An 18611-nucleotide genomic window follows, 5' to 3' on the forward strand; every position below is an offset into this window, starting at 1 on the left:
CGCTGTAATTAGCAGCTCAATTTCAGTCCGCCTTGGACAGCTTTTGCTCGTTCTTCTTGGCGGCCGCGATCATCAGCTTGATGCGGTTGAGCTGGTTGGCGGCAGAAGCACCGGGGTCATAGTCGATGGAGACGATGTTGGCCTCAGGATGCAGCCTGCGAATCTTGCCAAACATGCCTCGTCCGGTGACGTGGTTGGGCAGGCAGGCGAACGGCTGGGCGCACACCACATTCGGGCAGCCAGACTTGATGAGTTCCAGAATCTCGCCGGTCAGCAGCCAGCCTTCGCCTGCTTGCACACCGATGGAGGTGACGGTGGAAGCGAGTTCCACCAGTTCCGGCATCGGGGTGTCCTGGCTGAACTTGCCGTGTGCGAGGTCAATCGCACGACGTACCGGGTTCAGAATCCGGTCGAGACCCCAACGCATCACAGCATAGGCCTTCTGGTTGCCGCCCATACCAAGGTTCTTTTCCTTCCAATCCGTGATGTACGGACCGGTGGTCATGAACTCCATGATTCCAGGCACCACGGCTTCGCAATCCTGAGATTCGATGACGTCGACCAAGTGGTTGTTGGCATCGGGATGATACTTGACCAAAATCTCGCCGACCACGCCGACGCGCGGCTTACGCGGGATGTTGCGCAGCGGCAGAGCATCGAAACTCTTGACGATCTCCTTGAGCAACGTCTGATACGGCAGATAGCCCTTGCCGATCTTCTGCTTGGCGGTCTTGGAATAGCCATGGTGCTCGATAGTCTCGCGAACAATCGTGTCCCACATCTCGTAAAGCCTGTTGGCGCTGCCCTTCTCCTTTTCGTAAGGACGCACGCGGTAATGGCATTTCATCAGCAAATCGCCGATGACCAACGCCTTAAGCGCGCGCCACAGCAGGGTCGGGGTCGCGGTGAAACCGGGGTTGTCCTCGATGCCTTGCGTGGAAAGCGCGATGACCGGCACCTGCGGATAGCCGGCGTCAACCAGCGCTTTACGAATCAGACCGTAATAGTTGGTCGCACGGCACATGCCGCCGGTCTGCGTGATGGCCAGGCAGACCTTGTCTGGGTCGTACTTGCCTTTGATGATCGAATCGACCAACTGGCCGACGACCATAATGGCCGGGTAGCAGGCATCGTTGTTGACATACTTGAGGCCGGTTTCCACATCCTGCTGGTCGGCCATCTTGAGCACGTCGAACTTGTAGCCGCCGGAACGAATCACAGCCTCAACCAGGCTCATATGCACCGGGCTCATCTGCGGAGCAACGATGGTGTAGTCCTTGCGCATGTCCTTCTGGAAACGCACCTTATGCGCGTAAGCGGAAATGGTGCCCTTGCTACGTTTCTTAGATTTGTCTGCAGCAGACTTCTTGCCAGCCTTCGCGGTGGCATCAGCCCCATCGGCCTTGGCATTTCCTGCTGCCGACGTCTTACCATTGGCGCGACGCGAGGCTTCTTTCATTGACTCAGTGAGCTTCGGATTCGCCTTCATCACGCTGTCAAGCAGCACCTGACGACCCGGGGTCGGCGCCTCGGAACCGGTCTTGCGGAATTCGCCCTGCTTGTCGGCAGGAACATCGGCGTCTTCGGCTACATCAGCAGAGCCATCGGCATCAAACGAATCAGCCGCAGCAGAAGCTTCTGCGTTCTGTTTGGCGGTTTCGGCCTTGTTCTCGGCCTCATCGACAGCGGCCTGAGCGGCTGCCAACTGCGCCTTAGCCTCTTCAAGCTTGCTTTCGGCATCCTTCAACTCGGCCTCGCGCTTGGCGGCGGCCTCTTGACGAGCCTTGACTTCGGCAGCCTTCTTGGCCGTTTCTTCGGCACTGGCCTGCGCAGATTCCATAGCACCCTCTTCATTGGCCGCTTCAGCGGCAGCCGTTGCTTCAAGTTCGGCCTTATCAGCAGCCTTCTTCAGCTTGGCCTTGTTGGCTTCACGCTCTTCAATGGCCGCCTTGAGCGAGCGCAAACGAATCTTCGCCGCACCGAGGTTGCTGACCTCGTCGATCTTCAGCAGCGTATAGACGTCGGCCTTGTCGGCGAGAATCTCGCTGACCTGGTCGGTGGTGATGGCGTCGATGCCGCAGCCGAAGGAGTTGAGCTGCACCAACTCGAGTCCCGGATAGGACGACACGAAATTCGCCGCCGCATACAGACGCGAATGGTAGGCCCACTGGTTGGCCACGCGCAGAGGCATATTGATGACCTTGCGATCGCCGACCTCGCGGAACCCTCCTTCGTCCTTCGCCTTCGGGTCCTTTTCGCCCTCGCTCAGGTATTCGCTCAGGTGCAGGTTCTCGCCGGGTTGCAGTTCGCAGATGGAGTCCTCTGACAGCACTGCCATCCCCAGCGAGCAGATGGTCTCGGGGATGCCGTGGTTGATTTCGGGGTCGATGTGGTAGGGACGGCCGGCGAGCACGATGCCGCGGCAGTTGTGCTCCTTCATATAGGCAAGCGCGCGCAGGCCTTCCTGCTGCACGTCGTGCTTGAAGATCTTGTCTTCGGTGTATGCGGCCTTAACGGCCTTCTCGGCCTCTTCGCGCGTGACATTAGTCCATGCAAACTCTTCGACGATGCGGTCGACCATCAAATCGTGGTCGGCAAGGTTGAAGTAGGGGCGCATATAGCGGATGCCGGGCTCGCGCAGTTCGGCCATATTGGCTTCGATCACGACCGGGTAGTTGGCGACGATCGGGCAGTTGTAATGGTTGTCGGTGTCGCTCTCGACCAGGTTCTCCTCATAGGAGACGCAGGGATAGAAAATCGTCTTGACGCCACGGTCGAGCAGCCACTTGATGTGGCCATGCACCATCTTGGCCGGGTAGCAGATGTTCTCGGAAGCGATGGATTCGATGCCGGACTGGAAGAGTTCATGGCTGCTTCGCCCGGAAAGTCGGACTTTGAAGCCCAAGTTGGTGAGCAGGGTGAACCAGAACGGATAGTTCTCATACATATTGAGCGCACGCGGTATGCCAATTTCGCCGCGGTAGGCCTTCTTGTCGGTCAGGCGACGATAGGCGAAGACGCGCTTGTACTTGTAGTCGTACAGGTTCGGACGATCGCTGCGTTCCGCCTTCGCGTCGGCGCCACGTTCGCAACGATTGCCCGTAACGTAACGCGAGCCGTCCTGGAAGGTAGTGATGGTGAGCTTGCAGCGGTTCTGGCACCTCTTGCAGACATCACGCTCGGAAGTCATCGACAGGTGGTCGAGCTCGTCGCCTTCGACAATGGCGGATTTCGTGTGTTCAGCCGTCTCGTCGATATCGTGGGCATCCTCATAATGCATACGCGCGGTCAACGCCGCACCGAACGCACCCATCAGACCTGCGATATTCGGCCTGGTAACCTCTTTGCCGGTCAGCAATTCGAAAGCGCGCAGCACGGCGTCGTTGAGGAACGTACCACCCTGCACTTCGATCGTGTCGCCGAGCTGTCCAGAATCGCGCAACTTGATGACCTTGTAAAGCGCATTACGAACCACGGAATAGCACAGACCCGCCGCGATGTTCTCGACGCTCGCGCCTTCCTTCTGTGCCTGCTTGACCGATGAGTTCATGAACACGGTGCAACGCGAACCCAAGTCGACCGGGTGGTCGGAGTTCAGCGCGGCCTGCGTGAACTCCTCGATGGTCAGGCCCATGGATTGTGCGAAGGTCTGCAGGAACGAGCCGCAGCCCGACGAGCATGCCTCGTTGACGGAAATCGAGTCGATAACGCCATCAGCAATGGCGAGGTACTTCATGTCCTGCCCGCCGATGTCGATGACGGCCGTGACGCCGGGGCTCACCATTTCAGCACCACGATAGTGCGCCATGGTCTCCACGACGCCCTCGTCCAAGTGCAAGCCAGTGGTGATCAGACCTTCACCGTAGCCGGTAGCGCAGCTGCGAGCTATCCAAGCACCTTCGGGCATGGCGTTCTCAATCTTGCGCACGATTTCGATGGCCGCGTCGAGCGGGCTGCCTTCGTTGGTGCCGTAGGACGACCACACGATCTCGCGGTCGTCGTTAATCAATGTCGCCTTGATGGTGGTCGAGCCGGCGTCGATGCCAAGGAAATGCGGGCCCTTTGCGCCTTCCAGCGTACCAACCTTGACCTGTTCCTTGTGATGGCGTTCATTGAACTTACGCCGATCCTCTTCGGTCGGGAACAATGGCGGCATGGTGGCCGTATCGACCGGCTTGTTCTTGAGGCTTTCGAGGTCGTCGATAATCTCCTGGCAACTGCGGGGCTCGAAATGCTGGCCGGCATCGAGCTCGTTGTCGTTGCCGCACATCAGCGCGGAACCGTAGGCCACATACAAATGGGCGTTTTCGGGGACGATGAACTTGTCAACCTTGCCTTCCAGCGCACGGGCAAAGGCTTCGCGCAGCTCGGAAAGGAAGAAGAGCGGACCGCCAAGGAAGACCACGTTGCCGTGAATCGGGCGACCGGAAGCAAGACCTGCGATGGTTTGCGTGGCGACTGCCGAGAAAATGGAAGCGGCCAGATCGGGCTTGTCTGCGCCGTCGTTGATCAGCGGCTGCAGATCGGATTTGGCGAACACACCGCAACGCGAGGCGATCGGGTAAAGAAGCTTGTAGTCCTTGGCCATTTCGTTGAGGCCGGAAGCGTCCGTATCCAGCAACGTTGCCATCTGATCGATGAATGCGCCAGTGCCGCCCGCGCAGGAGCCGTTCATACGCTGTTCGGGCGTGGGCTTCAGATAAGTAATCTTCGCGTCCTCGCCGCCAAGCTCGATAATCACATCGGCTTCGGGATAGACCTGATCGATCGCCTTGGTTTCGGCGATGACCTCCTGGACGAACGGCACGTTCATGTCGTCGGCCAGTCCCAAGCCGCCGGAACCGGTGATGGCAAGATTAATCGGCTGCGAACCGCGGCCCTCTTCCTCAAGCTGCTTCTTGATGTCACGCAGCAATCCGGCCACCGTGGCACGCACGTTGGCGTTGTGACGCCGGTAATCCGCGAACAGCACATCGTTCAGGTCGCTGCTTTTGTCGAGTACGACGGCCTTGACCGTGGTCGAGCCGATATCGAGCCCGACCCGCAGGGGCGTAACCTCATGCTCCGTTGTCTTGGTTTCCATCACGTCAGCCATGCCTGAATCCTTTACCGTTTCCGTAAACTTACGGTATTTTGCGCAATCTGCAACCGTGAGCTTACACACATATATCTAGACAGATTAGTCGTGGTCCTTCCCAGCAGAGCGATACATCACTATGATTCAGCTCACAGAAGCAACCATTGTGACCTACATCTCTTGACATTGGGAACGATTCATGCTTACTCATATTGTCATACTCGTTTTGCCAAAGATCACCATAATCTAGTCAGACGGACCAACCCGCCGAATCAATCCGACGAGTCATCTGATTGTTCACGGCAACCGGGTCATCGCATAAGAGCATCATCGCCTGCATCGTTTTCAGCTGGCGGCACCTTCGCCGGCGGAACGGTCCTTGCCGTAGACCTCGGGAATGAAGCGGTGCTGGTCATGCAGTTTCGACCAAATGACGGGCGCAGACGTTCCGGTCTCCTCATGCGCGCGCAACGAAGCTGGAACGTCAACGATGCGCTGGTTGCTTGAGCCTCGGAATTGCAACAGCGAATCATGGTGGTCCTTCATATAGCGGCCGTCCACCAATATATCGATGTCGTGCAGCAGCTCGAGTTTATCGGCACTTTCGCCAGGGCGCATGAGCTCTTCCCATGTGTATCCGGTCCAGCACCAGATGTCTTTATCATGGCCGAATTCCTTGCGGATGCGTTTGGAGAGCTTCAGCAGCACACCGGTGTTGAGCAACGGCTCGCCACCGAGATAGGTGATGCCTTGAACCACGCCTTGCGATAGATCTTTGATGATCCTGTCCTCAAGGTCTTGTGTATAAGGGTGTCCGGCCTGAAAATCCCAAATGGACTCGTTGAAGCATTCGACACAGTGGAACGGGCAGCCGGAAACGTAGACGGAGCAGCGGATGCCTTCGCCATCGGTCATCACCAGCGGCTTGTAGTCGGCGATCATGTCATGGCTCAGCCTCTCGCTGGTCCACTGCCCCGCCTTCGGATTGTTGGCGTAAGCCGTGGGAATCCACGGTCCGCGATTGTCTTCTTCCTTCGCAAAGTCGTGCAGCTTACCGCCTGCCAGCTTTCCCATTGCTTTCCTTTTCTCCCTTAATCCATCACCATTGCCGCGATTCCGCGGACTTTCAGGCAAAAGTAAAGGCGGCACACCGAACGATGAACCGCCTTGCTCCTGTATCTCAAACGCTACCGAACTACTTGGCCTCTTCGTACCATTCGCGCTCGGTACCGTCTTTCAGCACCACATGGCCAGTCTCGCCGCTCATGTGCTTGGCGCGATGGGTGATCTCCTCGTGGCGGCCGTGCACCATCGGGCGCTGCACCGGGTTGCCGAGGTAGCCGCAGGTGCGCTTGGTGACGTTGCACTTATCAGGATCAGCGTTGCCGCACTCAGGGCACTTGAAGCCCTCTTCGGTGGGCTCGAAGTCGCCCTCGAAGCCGCAGACGTAGCAGTGGTCAATCGGGGTGTTGGTGCCAAGGTATCCGATGCCGATGTTGTGGGCGTAATCCCACACGGCCTCGAGCGCCTTCGGATTGGTCTGCAGGGTCGGGAACTCGCAGTAGTTGATGAACCCGCCGGAAGCGTAGTACGGGAAGTCCTTCTCATAGTCGAGCTTCTCCATCGGGGTCGGCGAGAGCCAGACCGGATAGTGGAAGGAGTTGGTGTAGAAGTCATGATCGGTAACTCCCGGCACGCGGCCGAACTTCTCACGGTCCATGCGGTTGAAGCGGTCGGTCAGCGACTCGGCAGGCGTGGAATAGAGTGAATAGTGATAGCCCTCTTCCTTGGCCCACTTGGCGCACAGATCGTGCATCCTCTTGACGATTGAAAGTGCGAACTCCTTGCCTTCCGCATCCCAGCTGTGGTCGGTCATCCAATCCTTGCCGTAGAAGACGCTGGTCGCCTCATAGAGGCCGATGTAACCGAGCGAGACGGTGGCGCGATCGCGGTTGAAGAGCTGGTCGACGCTGTCGTTGGCATCCAGACGACCGAAAGCACCATAGCGATAGAGCGTCGGGGCGTTGATCGGCTTGGCCTGCTTGCAGCGCATGATGCGGAACTGCATGGCTTCGTGGGCGACATCCATGCGCTCATCGAAAATCTTCCAGAAGCGATTCCTGTCGCCGCGAGATTCCAGCGCGATACGCGGAATGTTGACGGTGACGACGCCGAGGTTCATGCGGCCTTCCTCTTCGTCCTTGCCGGTGTCCGGATTGGTCCAGTTGGGCAGGAACGAACGGCAACCCATCGGCGCCTTGAAGGAGCCGGTGATCTTGACGAGGTTCTCATAGAAGAGAATGTCGGGGTACATGCGCTTGGTGGAGCACTCGAGGGCGAGCTGCTTCAGGTCATAGTTCGGATCGCCGGGCTCGGAGTTGACACCATGCTTGATGGCATAGGTGAGCTTCGGGAAGATCGCGGTGTGGTGGTCGCGGCCGAGACCGAGAATGCGCACCAGGAAGATGCAGCGGGTGATCTCGCGGGAGAACCACGAAGTACCGAGGCCGAAGCCGACGGTGACGAACGGGGTCTGGCCATTGGAAACGCGGTTGGAGTTGATCTGATACTCCATGGTCTGCATGGCGTCATAGATGGCCTTGCGGGTCATGATCTTGGCGTAAATCTCACGAATCTGCTCCAGCTTCGGTGCATCGGCATGGAACGGGGTGTCCTGCGGAATCGGCTCGCGATCGGCATCAAAGTGCAGAGACTTCGGCTCGTTGGCCTTGAGTCCGTCGACGATTTCCTGCGCCACTTCCACGGGCATGGAATCCGGAATCATGGTGTGGGCCTGATCGAGGAACTTCTTGTAGTCCTTGCGGGCGTATTCGTCGAGCATCTCGTCGGCGCGGTTGACGGTCTGGCCGCCGTACTGGTCGCCCGCGATGTCCTTAATAATCTGCGTAATCTGCGTGGCGGCGGTGCCGATGGACTTCGGGGTGTCCATCATGGCGTTGCCCAGCTCGAAACCGTTGTGGAGCATGTCGGCGAAGTTCGGCAGGCTGCAGTTGGTTTCAGCGGTGAACGGCGAATAATCGGCGTCATGGAAGTGGATGTCGCCCTTCATGTGAGCATTGGCGACGCGCTTGGGAAGCATCGAGAAAGCCGAAGCCTTGGAGACGGCGCCGGCAAGCAGGTCACGCTGCGTGGCGTAGACGTTGGAATCCTTGTTCGCGTTCTCGCGCACCAGCGTCTCGTCCTTGTTGACCAGACGATCGACGGCAGCGTTGATATCGGTGGCCTTGGCACGATCGATATCCTTATTCAAACGATAATTGGTGTAGTTGCGAGCCACGTCATATAGATGGTTTTCAACCAGACCGTGTTCGACAAGATTCTGGATGTCTTCGATCTTGGCCGGACCGGCGTAACGCCCCTTGACTTCGCCCTCAATACCATTGGCAAGATCGCGAATCATCTGCTCTTCTTCAGGACCAACCTCTTTATTAAGGTCTTTAAAGGCCGACTTCACTGCGGCGATAATGTTCACCGGATCGAAGTCGACGATACGTCCGTCACGCTTCTCCACCAATACGGTTTTTGTCGCCGTAGTCGGCTGTGCCGGTGCGTCCAAAACCTGATCCTGCATCCCAATCCTTCTTTCCTTGGCACAAAAACAAAATTTATCAATCATATGTGTGAAATCACACACATGTAACTTTCTGTGTCTTCCATCACTATACGACTTCCCGAATACTACATTTAGGGTTATATCGGGTGTTTCGCCCCCAGATATAGTAATAACGGCGGAATGATGCGGATAATTAATGCGAAAAATCTCATAAAAATTTTGGCGCCGGTGTGTCGCACCTCAAGGCATCGAAACTTGTCCATACATGCAATACAAAACCTTGATGCCCCCATCAGGGAAAGCGCATTCTTGTCCTTCATAAAGAGGATTGTGGAATCATGGCATTCAACACGAGATATGGGTATGCAGCACCCGACCAAGCAGCCGGACCAGAAGGCGGCGCAAATGCACTCGCCGCGCAACCAAGGCGTCCTGACGAACTGCCACGGCTGGCACGTGACACGACTCCGGAGAACCCTTGGCCGGTCAGCGTAGTCAGCCAGAAATATCACGATGCCGTCAAACGTTGGCCAGGCTCGTGGGTTGAAGGGCAAATCGTCGAGATCAATATGCGCCGCGCCAGCTCCGGCTATATCACCTTGCGCGACAATTTCGAAGACATCTCCATCTCGGTAATGGGCTTCCGCAATTTTGTGGCGATGGCCTCGAACTTCCATCAAGGCGACCGCGTGGTCATCCATGGCAAGCCGGATATATGGGTCAAGGCGACTCGCTTGAGCTTCGTGGCCGACGACATTCGTCGCATCGGCGCCGGAGACCTCAAGGCCCAAATCGACGAGCTGCGCAAGAAGCTTAAAGGTGAGGGGCTGTTCGATCAGGAGAACAAGGTCGAGCTTCCCGAGTTCCCCAAATGTATAGGTCTCATCTGCGCTCCACAGGCCCGTGCGGAAGGCGACGTCATCACCAACGTCAACCTTCGTTGGCCGGCCGTGAACTTCAAGGTCGTTCACGCGCACGTTCAAGGTGTGCAATGCCCATCAGATGTCATTGCCGCTATTCAGAAACTTGATGCCGACCCGGAGGTCGACGTCATCATCGTTGCCCGTGGCGGCGGCAGTTTCGAGGACCTCATCGGCTTCTCCGACGAAGGCGTAGTGCGTGCCACCGCGGCTTGTGAGACTCCTATTGTCTCCGCTGTTGGCCACGAAGACGACTGGACGCTCATCGACCTGGCTGCCGACCTGCGCGCCTCCACCCCCACCGATGCCGCAAAGAAAGTGGTACCGGATGTTCGGGAACAATGGCAGCTCATCGCCAACGCCCGCGCACAGATGAGCATACGGGTCCACGCCCGGGTTGACAACGAAATCCGCGTTATCGAAGGCTATGCAAGCCGACCCAGCCTCACCCATCCGCAAACGATGCTCGAGCCACACCAACGCTTCCTCGATGAATCCGTGCAACGCATGCAATTGGGGTTGACCAGACTTGTGGACGACGCCAGTCTGACCGTCGAAAAGCTGCACGCCAGCCTGAGTGCCTTGAGCCCGCAATCCACGCTCGATCGCGGATATGCGGTGGTGCAGGCGGCCGACGGGCATGTGCTCGATGACGCAGCAGCGGTCTCCCCGGCGACATGCTCACCCTGACCTTGAAGCGGGGCGAAGTCGTCACCGAGGCCAAAACCGTCAATCCGGAATAAAGCCAGACGATGTCAATAGAGTTGCCGTAATCGGAATTCACATTAAGACACGGCACGCGACTTTAGACATAACGAAATCGAATAACACCAACCAATACCAACAAGAGATATAAAGGATCGATTATGGCAGCAACAACCAACAACGCAAAAGACGACAAGGCCGAAGAAGCCAAGGCGAACCAAACCAGCGCTCCCGCTTCAAGCCTCACCGACAAAGAGCGCGATCAAATCGCCAAGATGCCGTACGAAGAGGCACGCGACAACCTCATCAAGGCCGTACAGGCGCTGGAAGCAGGCGGACTCAATCTCGACCAGTCGATGCACCAGTGGGAAGTCGGCGAAGCGTTGGCCAAGCGCGCGCAAAGCCTGCTGAACGATGTGCGGGCAAAGCTCGAGAACGCCGAAGCCGAACAACAATCTACAGCCGCCACGGCAGGCACGCAATCTAACCTCGAATAGCACGAGATTAGATTGCGTCTTCGCGTGCGTTGGCGCGCTCACCTCGGCTATGAAGAACCCACAGGGTTCTTTACTTAACGCCTCAGCAATCGAATCTCGAATAAGCATAATTTAATGAAAAATGGAGAATCCGATGGGGTCCTCCATTTTTTGTTTCCGATTCATCTTAAGCCTTTGAGATTGGATATCACATGGCATTCGGACCTTCGAAGCGACGAAGCTCGACAGACCACATCCGTTTTATCCATAAAATGTCGTTCCCTGACAAAATGTGAGGTAGACCACTATATTGGTATATATAGGTATCCGATATCGCAGTATGGAACAGCAACAAGGAAATTGCAACGCAAGCTTGATGCGCGGATGCCAAAACCGAGAAGAAAGGAACCATGGTGATTATCGGAATACCCAAGGAGACATCTCCCGGGGAACGACTGGTTGCGGCAACGCCAAAAACCGTCAGTCAGTTGAAAAAACTGGGCTATGACGTCTCCATAGAAGCCGGCGCAGGAGCAGAGGCAAGTTTCTCCGACAGCGACTATCAACAGGCCGGTGCCACCATCGGCGAGACGACCGACGTGTTCAATGCCGACATCGTCGTGACCGTCGACACCCCGACACCTGATGAAATCGACCGGATGAAGCCCGGTGCCATGCTGATTTCTCGCCTTGCACCGCAAAGCAACGACGCGTTGTTGGACATTCTGGCATATCACAACATCACTGCACTGGCGCTTGATGCCGTTCCTCGCATCTCGCGAGCGCAGTCGTTGGACGTGCTTTCGACCATGTCAAACGTCTCCGGCTACCGCGCAGTCATCGAAGCCGCGGAATCCTACGGTGGCATGTTCGCCGGGCAGGTCACTGCAGCTGGAAAGACAGCTCCCGCCAAGGTCTTCGTCATCGGCGGCGGCGTGGCAGGTCTCGCGGCCATCGGTGCGGCCGTGTCGATGGGCGCCGAAGTTCGCGCTTTCGATGTGCGGCCGGAAGCTGCCGAACAAATCGAGTCCATGGGCGCCACGTTCGTGCGCGCCGAAGGTGCCCAGCAAGAGAAATCCGACACCGGTTATGCCAAGGCGCTGAGCGACGACCAGGAGAAGGCGACACTGGCGCTTTACACCAAAGAGGCAGCGAACGCCGATATCGTCATCACCACCGCCCTGGTGCGCGGCGCAGGCGTGCTCACCATCACCAAAGATGCCGTGGCTGGCATGAAGCCCGGTTCGATCATCGTCGATCTCGCCGCAAGCGGTGGCGGTGATTGCGAACTGACGCAGCCCGGCAAGAAAATCACCACCGACAATGGCGTGACCATCATCGGCTACACCGACCTTGCCAGCCGCATGCCTCAGCAGACTTCGCAGCTTTACGGCACCAACGTGGTCAATCTGATGAAGCTGCTGACACCGAAGAAGGACGGCAACGTTGTTCTCGATCTTGACGACGAGGTGCAACGCGGCATGACTGTAACCAAGGAAGATGAGATTCTTTGGCCGCCGCCAAAGGTTTCGGTTTCAGCCACGGCCAAGGTCGGCGACAAGCCAAAACTTACCCCTGAAGAACAAAAGGCTCAGGAAGAGGCTGCCAAAGCCAAGGAAGCAGCCATCAAAGCGCAGAAGAGCAAGCGCAACACCGTGTTCACGGCGATTGCGGCCATCCTGCTCGCCATAGCGCTAGCCTTTGCAGACACGAAGCTACTGATGACGTTCTCGATCTTCATTCTGGCGATTTTCGTGGGCTATTATGTCGTCTCGAATGTCACTCATTCGTTGCACACCCCGTTGATGAGCCAGACGAACGCGATTTCCGGCATCATCCTCATCGGTTCGCTGTTGCAGATCGGCTCGAGCAATACCCTGGTGACGGTGCTTACCGTGATCTCGGCGGCTATTGCCTCGATCAACGTGTTCGGAGGGTTCCTGGTGACCTACCGAATGCTCAGCATGTTCAGGAAGGATGCGTGACATCATGACACTCGAATCCATCGCTCAATCCGCCTACTTGCTGGCGGCAGTGCTCTTCATCCTTTCTCTTGCCGGACTTTCCAAGCAAGAAACCGCCCGTCGCGGCAACATCCTCGGCATGATCGGCATGTTCGTCGCCATCGTCGCCACTATCGCCTTGGCTTTGGTCGATTCCCAACGCCCGGTATGGGTGACCGCACTGCTCATTGCCCTGGTCTTCATCGTCGGCGCGTCCATCGGCATCTGGAAGGCCCGTACCGTCGAAATGACGCAGATGCCGGAACTCATCGCCATGCTCCACAGCTTTGTAGGTATTTCGGCAGTTCTCATCGGCTACAATTCATGGCTCACCGAGACGAACCCGAACGGCGCACATCTAGCTGAAACCTATATCGGCGTGCTGATCGGTGCCGTGACCTTCACCGGTTCCATCATCGCCTACCTCAAACTGGCTGGCAAGATGAAATCGAATCCGCTCATCATCCCCGGCCACAACATCATCAATCTGGTTGTACTGATCGTCATGATTGCCATGATCGCCTGGTTCATCCCGACACGATCAATCTGGCCGCTGGCCATCATGACCGTGCTCGCGCTGCTGCTTGGGTTGCACATGGTTGCGGCCATCGGCGGCGGCGACATGCCTGTGGTCATCTCGATGCTCAACTCCTACTCGGGCTGGGCTGCAGCCGCTTCGGGCTTCATGCTCGACAACAATCTGCTCATTATCACCGGCTCGCTGGTCGGCGCTTCCGGCGCCATCCTCTCCTACCTGATGTGCAAGGCCATGAACCGCAAGTTCATGTCTGTCATTCTCGGCGGTTTCGGCGAAAAGCCAGCCAAAGCAAGCGACACCAAGGAGGTCACCGGCGAGGTGCATGAGACCTCGGCCTCAGACGTGGCGGAAATGCTCAAGAACGCACACTCGGTCATCATCGCTCCCGGTTATGGCATGGCTGTGGCCAAGGCGCAACAGGCCGTGGCCAGTTTGGTCGATAAGCTACGCGCACAGAATGTCGAGGTTCGGTTCGCCGTCCATCCAGTGGCGGGACGTTTGCCCGGTCATATGAATGTGCTGTTGGCCGAGGCGAAGGTACCCTACGATATCGTCATGGAAATGGACGAAATCAACGACGACTTCGCTGATACCGATGTCGTCTTGGTCATCGGCGCCAACGATACCGTCAACCCTGCCGCAGCCGATGACCCCGACTCCCCCATCGCCGGCATGCCTGTGCTTCACGTCTGGGAGGCCAAACAGGTCGTCGTTCTGAAGCGCTCGATGGGTGCCGGTTACGCCGGCGTGCAAAACCCACTGTTCTTCAACGACAACACATCAATGTTGTTCGGCGACGCGAAGGCCAGCGTGGAGGCCATCTCCAACGCAGTGTGAACGAGACACGATGAGAACGCGATAAATAAATAAAATAACGATTGAGGCCCATCTGCAGGAAAAGCGGATGGGCCTCAACTATCAACAATCAGAATTTCGGAACTCAGCCGAAGATGTCCTTGGCAGCCTTGGCCACGGAATCACCCATGAGTTCGCCCGTGTCGTTCTGCGCGCCGAAGAGACGATTCAACGCCTTGTCGGCCTGCTCAACGGTCATCGGCTTGCCGGCCTCCTTGGCGACTTCCTGCAAATCAGTGATGGTAGTAACCTTGGAAAGCTTGTCTACCAATGTTTTTCGTCCATGAGCACTCCTCATTGTAATCTCACTTATACGTTCGGCATTCACTGCCTGGACTCCATCTTAGCCGCCCATGTAGATGAATGTACACTTTGCCACAGTTTCATAAAAATACGACAGAACCTCAGCAAAACCATCTAAAGAATTGAGCGAATGAATCAATCGGCCGGCAGAATGAAATTCTTGGCCTTCATTGCTCTGTCGGTTTGCCTATTTACTTGCCTGTCATTGCACGGCAATGGTGGCCAATAACGCGGCATGATCCGACCCAGGAATCGGCAAAGTACCGACCTGCCCGGCGACAATGCCCTGATCAAGCACGATATGATCAATACCCGCGAATTTAGGAACATAGGGCATATTCGCCGGCCAACTGAAAACAAAGCCTCGGCCGGAGCTTTGAGCCGCGTCGTGGAAGCGTGTGCCCAATATATTCCTGAATGGCGTGTGATCGGTGGTTGCGTTGAAATCGCCCATCAGGACGTATTTGGCTTGTGTATGCGAGCGCATCGTAGCCACGTCGTCGAGCGATTTGCGCCAATCGGACCAATAACCGGGCTTGGGTGAAGTGGTATGCACCGAAACGAACCGAATCGGCATCTTGCCGTCACCAAACGATACCGTGCCGCCGGGCATAAATGAGGCGCTCGAATCGACGTCGTCATCGTCAGGGGAATCCAACGGAGTGGCGGAAAACAGCGCGTTGCCGTATTTTCGATCCGATGAAGCGACTTGGGAATACGGCAGATAGTCGTCGATTCCTTCCGCTTTCAGCGCATGAATGAAGGAAGTGGTGGTCTCCTGCATCGCCAGCACTTCCACCCGCTGATCTCGTACGGCTTCAACGATAGCTTTCGCCGAAGCATGGCCCTTGTAGACGTTCGCAGTCATCACACGGGCGTAGGAATCGCTGGTATTCACATGGTTGCCGCCCACAGCAGCAACAGCAGCATCGTCAAGCTGATGCTGGGGAACAAAATACGGATATTGCCACCACACCTGCAAGCCCAGGCAAGCCAACGCCAAAAGTGCGGCAATCCATTTTCGCGAGGCCAAGGCCAAAACCAATGCCACCAAGCCGAGCAAGGCGAACCATGGTGCGAATGCTGCCACCACTGGTACATAAGGCAGCGATTGCAACTCTTCAGGCAAAGTGCGAGAAAGAGTGCCAAGCAGCGCAATCAGCAGAAATATCCAAGCCAGCAAACCGCACACGAAACGTATGAAACCGTGAAAGATATGCGTTTTTTGCCCACTGTGTTCCCATTCCCCGCAACAGCTGCCATAAAAGTGCCCGGAATCAGATTCGAACTGACGACACCCGCTTTAGGAGAGCGGTGCTCTATCCCCTGAGCTACCCGGGCAACATATCGTATTGTACACGGGAACCTGTCCCGCCCGCCACACCTAGAGAACCGGCTGTCGATTATTCCCCAAAACTCGTTCCTCACAACAGATCACAGAACACAAAATGCTTCCGCCATCATCGAAACGATAGCGGAAGCATTCAAAACTCCATCATCCATTGACCGGCTCATTGCAGTCAACCAACAGAACAATCAGAGCAGGTTATAGGAGAAATCGCGAATCTGCCGCAGTGTCTCCTGACTTTCCTCCAACCAACTCATGCAGACCGGATAAACGTGACCAAGTGTCTGGCCTTTGCACGTATGCCGATCATGCAGTTCAAAGTCACGGCCTGCATCGCAAAGCGCCGCGCCGAGCCTCATGGCATCACCTTGCAGAAAATCGTCGTTGCTGGTGTTCAGGAACAGCGGCGGCAAGTCGACATGAGCGGCCATGTAGTCCAGATCAGCCCACTGCGCTCCCCTCTCCTTCAACGTCTTGAAGAAAACTGGAGCGATGACCTTCATCGACCCGGTCGGCGAGCTTTCATCGATGTCGCCAACTCCATCGACCGCGTCGAGATAAGGCTTCAGGTCGAACAGTCCGGAAATCAGAGCGGAACCTTTAATATTCAACCCCGAACGGTTGAGGCCCAAAGCATCCGCCATCTCCTGACTGCGTTCGACAGCCGTGGCATACAGCGCCAAAGTGCCGCCGGCCGAATCTCCGGTAAGGAAAATCGAGAGCGGGTCGACCGGATAATCGCCGATATGGTTGCGAATCCATGCGAACGCGGCTTCCACGTCGGCAAGCTGGTCCAGAAAATCGCCTTCCGGCATCACCCGGTAGTTGACCGAAAATACCACGAAGCCCTGTTGAGCCAAATGCGTGTTGAAGTTGCGGTTGAGCTCCTTGTGACCATACATGAAGCCGCCACCATGGATGTCGATATACACCGGAGCGGTTTTGCCGCCGCGCACTACCACATCGTGTGGCAGATACACGTCGAGCTTGTGCGCACGCAAACCATCATCGACATAAGGAATGTCGGCGATAACGTCGATATCCTCAGGAACCTTCCAATAGTCGGTTCGGGAACGGTCGCCGCGAGCGAACATCAGGCGCGAGGCCAAAACGGTCTGCGCAATGTGCTCATCACAGCCTTCCAGGTCGCCGTCAAGCTCGGTCCATGTCGAAAAGAGCTCGCGCTCATCATCTTCGATTTTCACCCCCATGGCGTTCACTCGGCTTTCATGTCCTCAAGTTCGACACCATTAGTCTCAGGCAGAGCCTTGACCACAAAGATCCAGCTCAAAGCCGCGAAGACCGCATACAGCAGATAGACGTTACCCACGCCCATGCCATCGCGCATCGACGGGAAACTGGTGCTGACAACAAAATTGCCAATCCAATTGAACGCCGTGGCCACTGCCACGCCCATGGCGCGGATGTTGTTCGGGAAGATCTCGCTGATAACCACCCACATCGCCGGGCCCCAGGTGCCGCAGAAGATGAGATAGAAGAGATAGACCGCCACAAGCGTCAGCGGAGCCCAGACGCCGCTCAATGAAACACCGTTCGGGGTCACCGTGGCATGGTAGAAGCCGAAGGTCGCGATGACCAGGAAAATGGTCATGCCGGCAGAACCGAAGGAAAGCATCTTACGGCGGCCGACTCGGTCGACCAGCACCATGGCGAGGATTGTCGGAATGAAGGCGACGATGCTGCGAATCACGGAGATGTTGAGCGCCTGCTGCTCGCTGAAACCGACCGAGCGCCAGAGGCTGGAATCATAATAAAGAATAATGTTTACACCGTTGAACTGCTGGAACAGTGCGATCGCGATGGCAATCCACACCACTTTCTTCAGGCCGAAGGTATGACCACGAAGATCAGAAAGACGAGGCGTGGTGTCGTTGCCGAGCGAAGCACGGATCTGGGCGACCTTGGCCTTCGGATTGGTGGAACCGTTGAGACGGCGCAGCAGAGTCATTGCTTCCTCGTCGCGCCCCTTCATCACCAAGTAGCGCGGGGATTCAGGAAGCCTGAAGCAGGCAATCAGCATCAGAACCGCGGGAACGACCATCATCAGCAGCATCCAGCGCCACGTGGAGATACCCAGCCAGAACGGACTATCGGCACTGCCGGAACCTTTGGCCAGCAGATTGTTGACGATGGTGGAAAGGAACATGCCGATGGCGACGCCGAATTGCTGGAAGCTGGTGAGGAAGCCACGCATCTTGGTAGGCGCGACCTCGGAAATGTAAGCAGGACCGACCACGGAAGCAAATCCGACACCAAGACCGCCGACAATGCGGAAGATCACGAAGACCCAAACCCCGGGCGCGAATCCCGAACCGATGGCGCTCACTAGGAAGAGGACGGCGGCGACCAGCATGATCTTGACCCTGCCATAGCGGTCGGCCAGCTTGCCGGCGAACCAAGCGCCGATGACACAGCCGAGCAACGCGCCCGAGACCGAGATACCGCTCATCAGGCTGTTGAGGTTGAAACCGGAAACCTTGCCGGCGATGGCATCTACGGCGCCGTTAATCACTGATGTATCGTAGCCGAACAGCAGGCCGCCCATGGCACCTGCCAGACATACCAGAATAATTCTTCTGCGAATCTTAGGATCGAGGACTTCGACAGCCTCATCGGAAGAAGGCGCGTTACCAGTGTTTTGTGACATTGTTACTCCTTCGTTTTCTTTGACAACGATGTGCAACTCTGAATGTATCAAGCTCAAAAATCGGAATACAGGTATTCTGTGATATTAAAAATCGATTTTGTGATTATTTTTTCGTACAATGTGGCATATTTCCACCGCCGGATG

At 56.6% G+C, this 18611-nt stretch carries 10 protein-coding genes, 1 tRNA gene and 1 pseudogene; 4 read left to right on the forward strand and 8 right to left on the reverse strand.

The window, feature by feature from the left end:
• Positions 1-22: 22 nt before the first annotated feature.
• From OZX57_RS06795 to nrdD, 3 genes are all read right to left on the reverse strand, one after another.
• Complete coding sequence (locus tag OZX57_RS06795; RefSeq protein WP_277161929.1) at positions 23-5095, reverse strand: acyl-CoA dehydratase activase-related protein; 5073 nt, start codon at positions 5093-5095, stop codon at positions 23-25.
• 327 nt (positions 5096-5422) lie between these two features.
• Positions 5423-6142, reverse strand: coding sequence for an anaerobic ribonucleoside-triphosphate reductase activating protein (nrdG, locus tag OZX57_RS06800; RefSeq protein ID WP_277162976.1), 720 nt, complete (start codon positions 6140-6142; stop codon positions 5423-5425).
• A gap of 130 nt (positions 6143-6272) precedes the next feature.
• A complete protein-coding gene (gene nrdD / locus OZX57_RS06805; protein ID WP_277161930.1) occupies positions 6273-8669 on the reverse strand; it encodes an anaerobic ribonucleoside-triphosphate reductase in 2397 nt (798 codons plus the stop codon).
• Positions 8670-9079: 410 nt separating this feature from the next.
• Between nrdD and xseA the strand changes: the two are divergent.
• From xseA to pntB, 4 genes and pseudogenes are all read left to right on the forward strand, one after another.
• Positions 9080-10314, forward strand: a pseudogene (gene xseA, locus OZX57_RS06810) (exodeoxyribonuclease VII large subunit); the annotation flags it as partial.
• Between the two features lie 123 nt (positions 10315-10437).
• On the forward strand, positions 10438-10773 hold the full coding sequence (locus OZX57_RS06815) for an exodeoxyribonuclease VII small subunit (RefSeq protein WP_277161931.1): 336 nt from the start codon (positions 10438-10440) through the stop codon (positions 10771-10773).
• Positions 10774-11162: 389 nt separating this feature from the next.
• Positions 11163-12737, forward strand: coding sequence for a Re/Si-specific NAD(P)(+) transhydrogenase subunit alpha (locus OZX57_RS06820; RefSeq protein ID WP_277161932.1), 1575 nt, complete (start codon positions 11163-11165; stop codon positions 12735-12737).
• The gene (gene pntB / locus OZX57_RS06825) at positions 12730-14130 is read left to right on the forward strand and encodes a Re/Si-specific NAD(P)(+) transhydrogenase subunit beta (RefSeq protein ID WP_277161933.1); all 1401 of its coding nucleotides are present in this window, start codon (positions 12730-12732) and stop codon (positions 14128-14130) included. The genes OZX57_RS06820 and pntB overlap by 8 nt, the downstream gene beginning before the upstream one ends.
• Positions 14131-14233: 103 nt before the next feature.
• On the opposite strand, the gene OZX57_RS06830 is transcribed toward pntB, so the two are convergent.
• The 5 genes from OZX57_RS06830 to OZX57_RS06850 all read right to left on the reverse strand — a co-directional run bounded on the left by OZX57_RS06830 (position 14234) and on the right by OZX57_RS06850 (position 18467).
• Complete coding sequence (locus tag OZX57_RS06830; RefSeq protein WP_277161934.1) at positions 14234-14419, reverse strand: hypothetical protein; 186 nt, start codon at positions 14417-14419, stop codon at positions 14234-14236.
• Positions 14420-14653: 234 nt separating this feature from the next.
• Positions 14654-15643 carry an endonuclease/exonuclease/phosphatase family protein gene (locus OZX57_RS06835; protein ID WP_277161935.1) on the reverse strand — a complete coding sequence of 330 codons (990 nt, stop codon included), beginning with the start codon at positions 15641-15643 and terminating at the stop codon, positions 14654-14656.
• 76 nt (positions 15644-15719) lie between these two features.
• Positions 15720-15792, reverse strand: a tRNA-Arg gene (locus OZX57_RS06840).
• 195 nt (positions 15793-15987) lie between these two features.
• Positions 15988-17010: an alpha/beta hydrolase gene (locus tag OZX57_RS06845; protein ID WP_277162977.1), complete on the reverse strand. Its 1023-nt coding sequence runs from the start codon at positions 17008-17010 to the stop codon at positions 15988-15990.
• 5 nt (positions 17011-17015) lie between these two features.
• The gene (locus OZX57_RS06850; protein ID WP_277161936.1) at positions 17016-18467 is read right to left on the reverse strand and encodes a sugar porter family MFS transporter; all 1452 of its coding nucleotides are present in this window, start codon (positions 18465-18467) and stop codon (positions 17016-17018) included.
• Between the last annotated feature and the right edge of the window lie 144 nt (positions 18468-18611).

The sequence above is a fragment of the Bifidobacterium sp. ESL0682 genome, assembly GCF_029392815.1.
Lineage (GTDB): Bacteria > Actinomycetota > Actinomycetes > Actinomycetales > Bifidobacteriaceae > Bifidobacterium.

Bases quoted from the DNA above. Each gene is read 5' to 3' on its own strand.
- OZX57_RS06795 (WP_277161929.1), bottom strand. From the start codon at position 5,095: ATGGCTGACGTGATGGAAACCAAGACAACGGAGCATGAGGTTACGCCC.
- nrdD (WP_277161930.1), bottom strand. From the start codon at position 8,669: ATGCAGGATCAGGTTTTGGACGCACCGGCACAGCCGACTACGGCGACA.
- OZX57_RS06815 (WP_277161931.1), top strand. From the start codon at position 10,438: ATGGCAGCAACAACCAACAACGCAAAAGACGACAAGGCCGAAGAAGCC.
- OZX57_RS06820 (WP_277161932.1), top strand. From the start codon at position 11,163: ATGGTGATTATCGGAATACCCAAGGAGACATCTCCCGGGGAACGACTG.
- pntB (WP_277161933.1), top strand. From the start codon at position 12,730: ATGCGTGACATCATGACACTCGAATCCATCGCTCAATCCGCCTACTTG.
- OZX57_RS06845 (WP_277162977.1), bottom strand. From the start codon at position 17,010: ATGGGGGTGAAAATCGAAGATGATGAGCGCGAGCTCTTTTCGACATGG.
- OZX57_RS06850 (WP_277161936.1), bottom strand. From the start codon at position 18,467: ATGTCACAAAACACTGGTAACGCGCCTTCTTCCGATGAGGCTGTCGAA.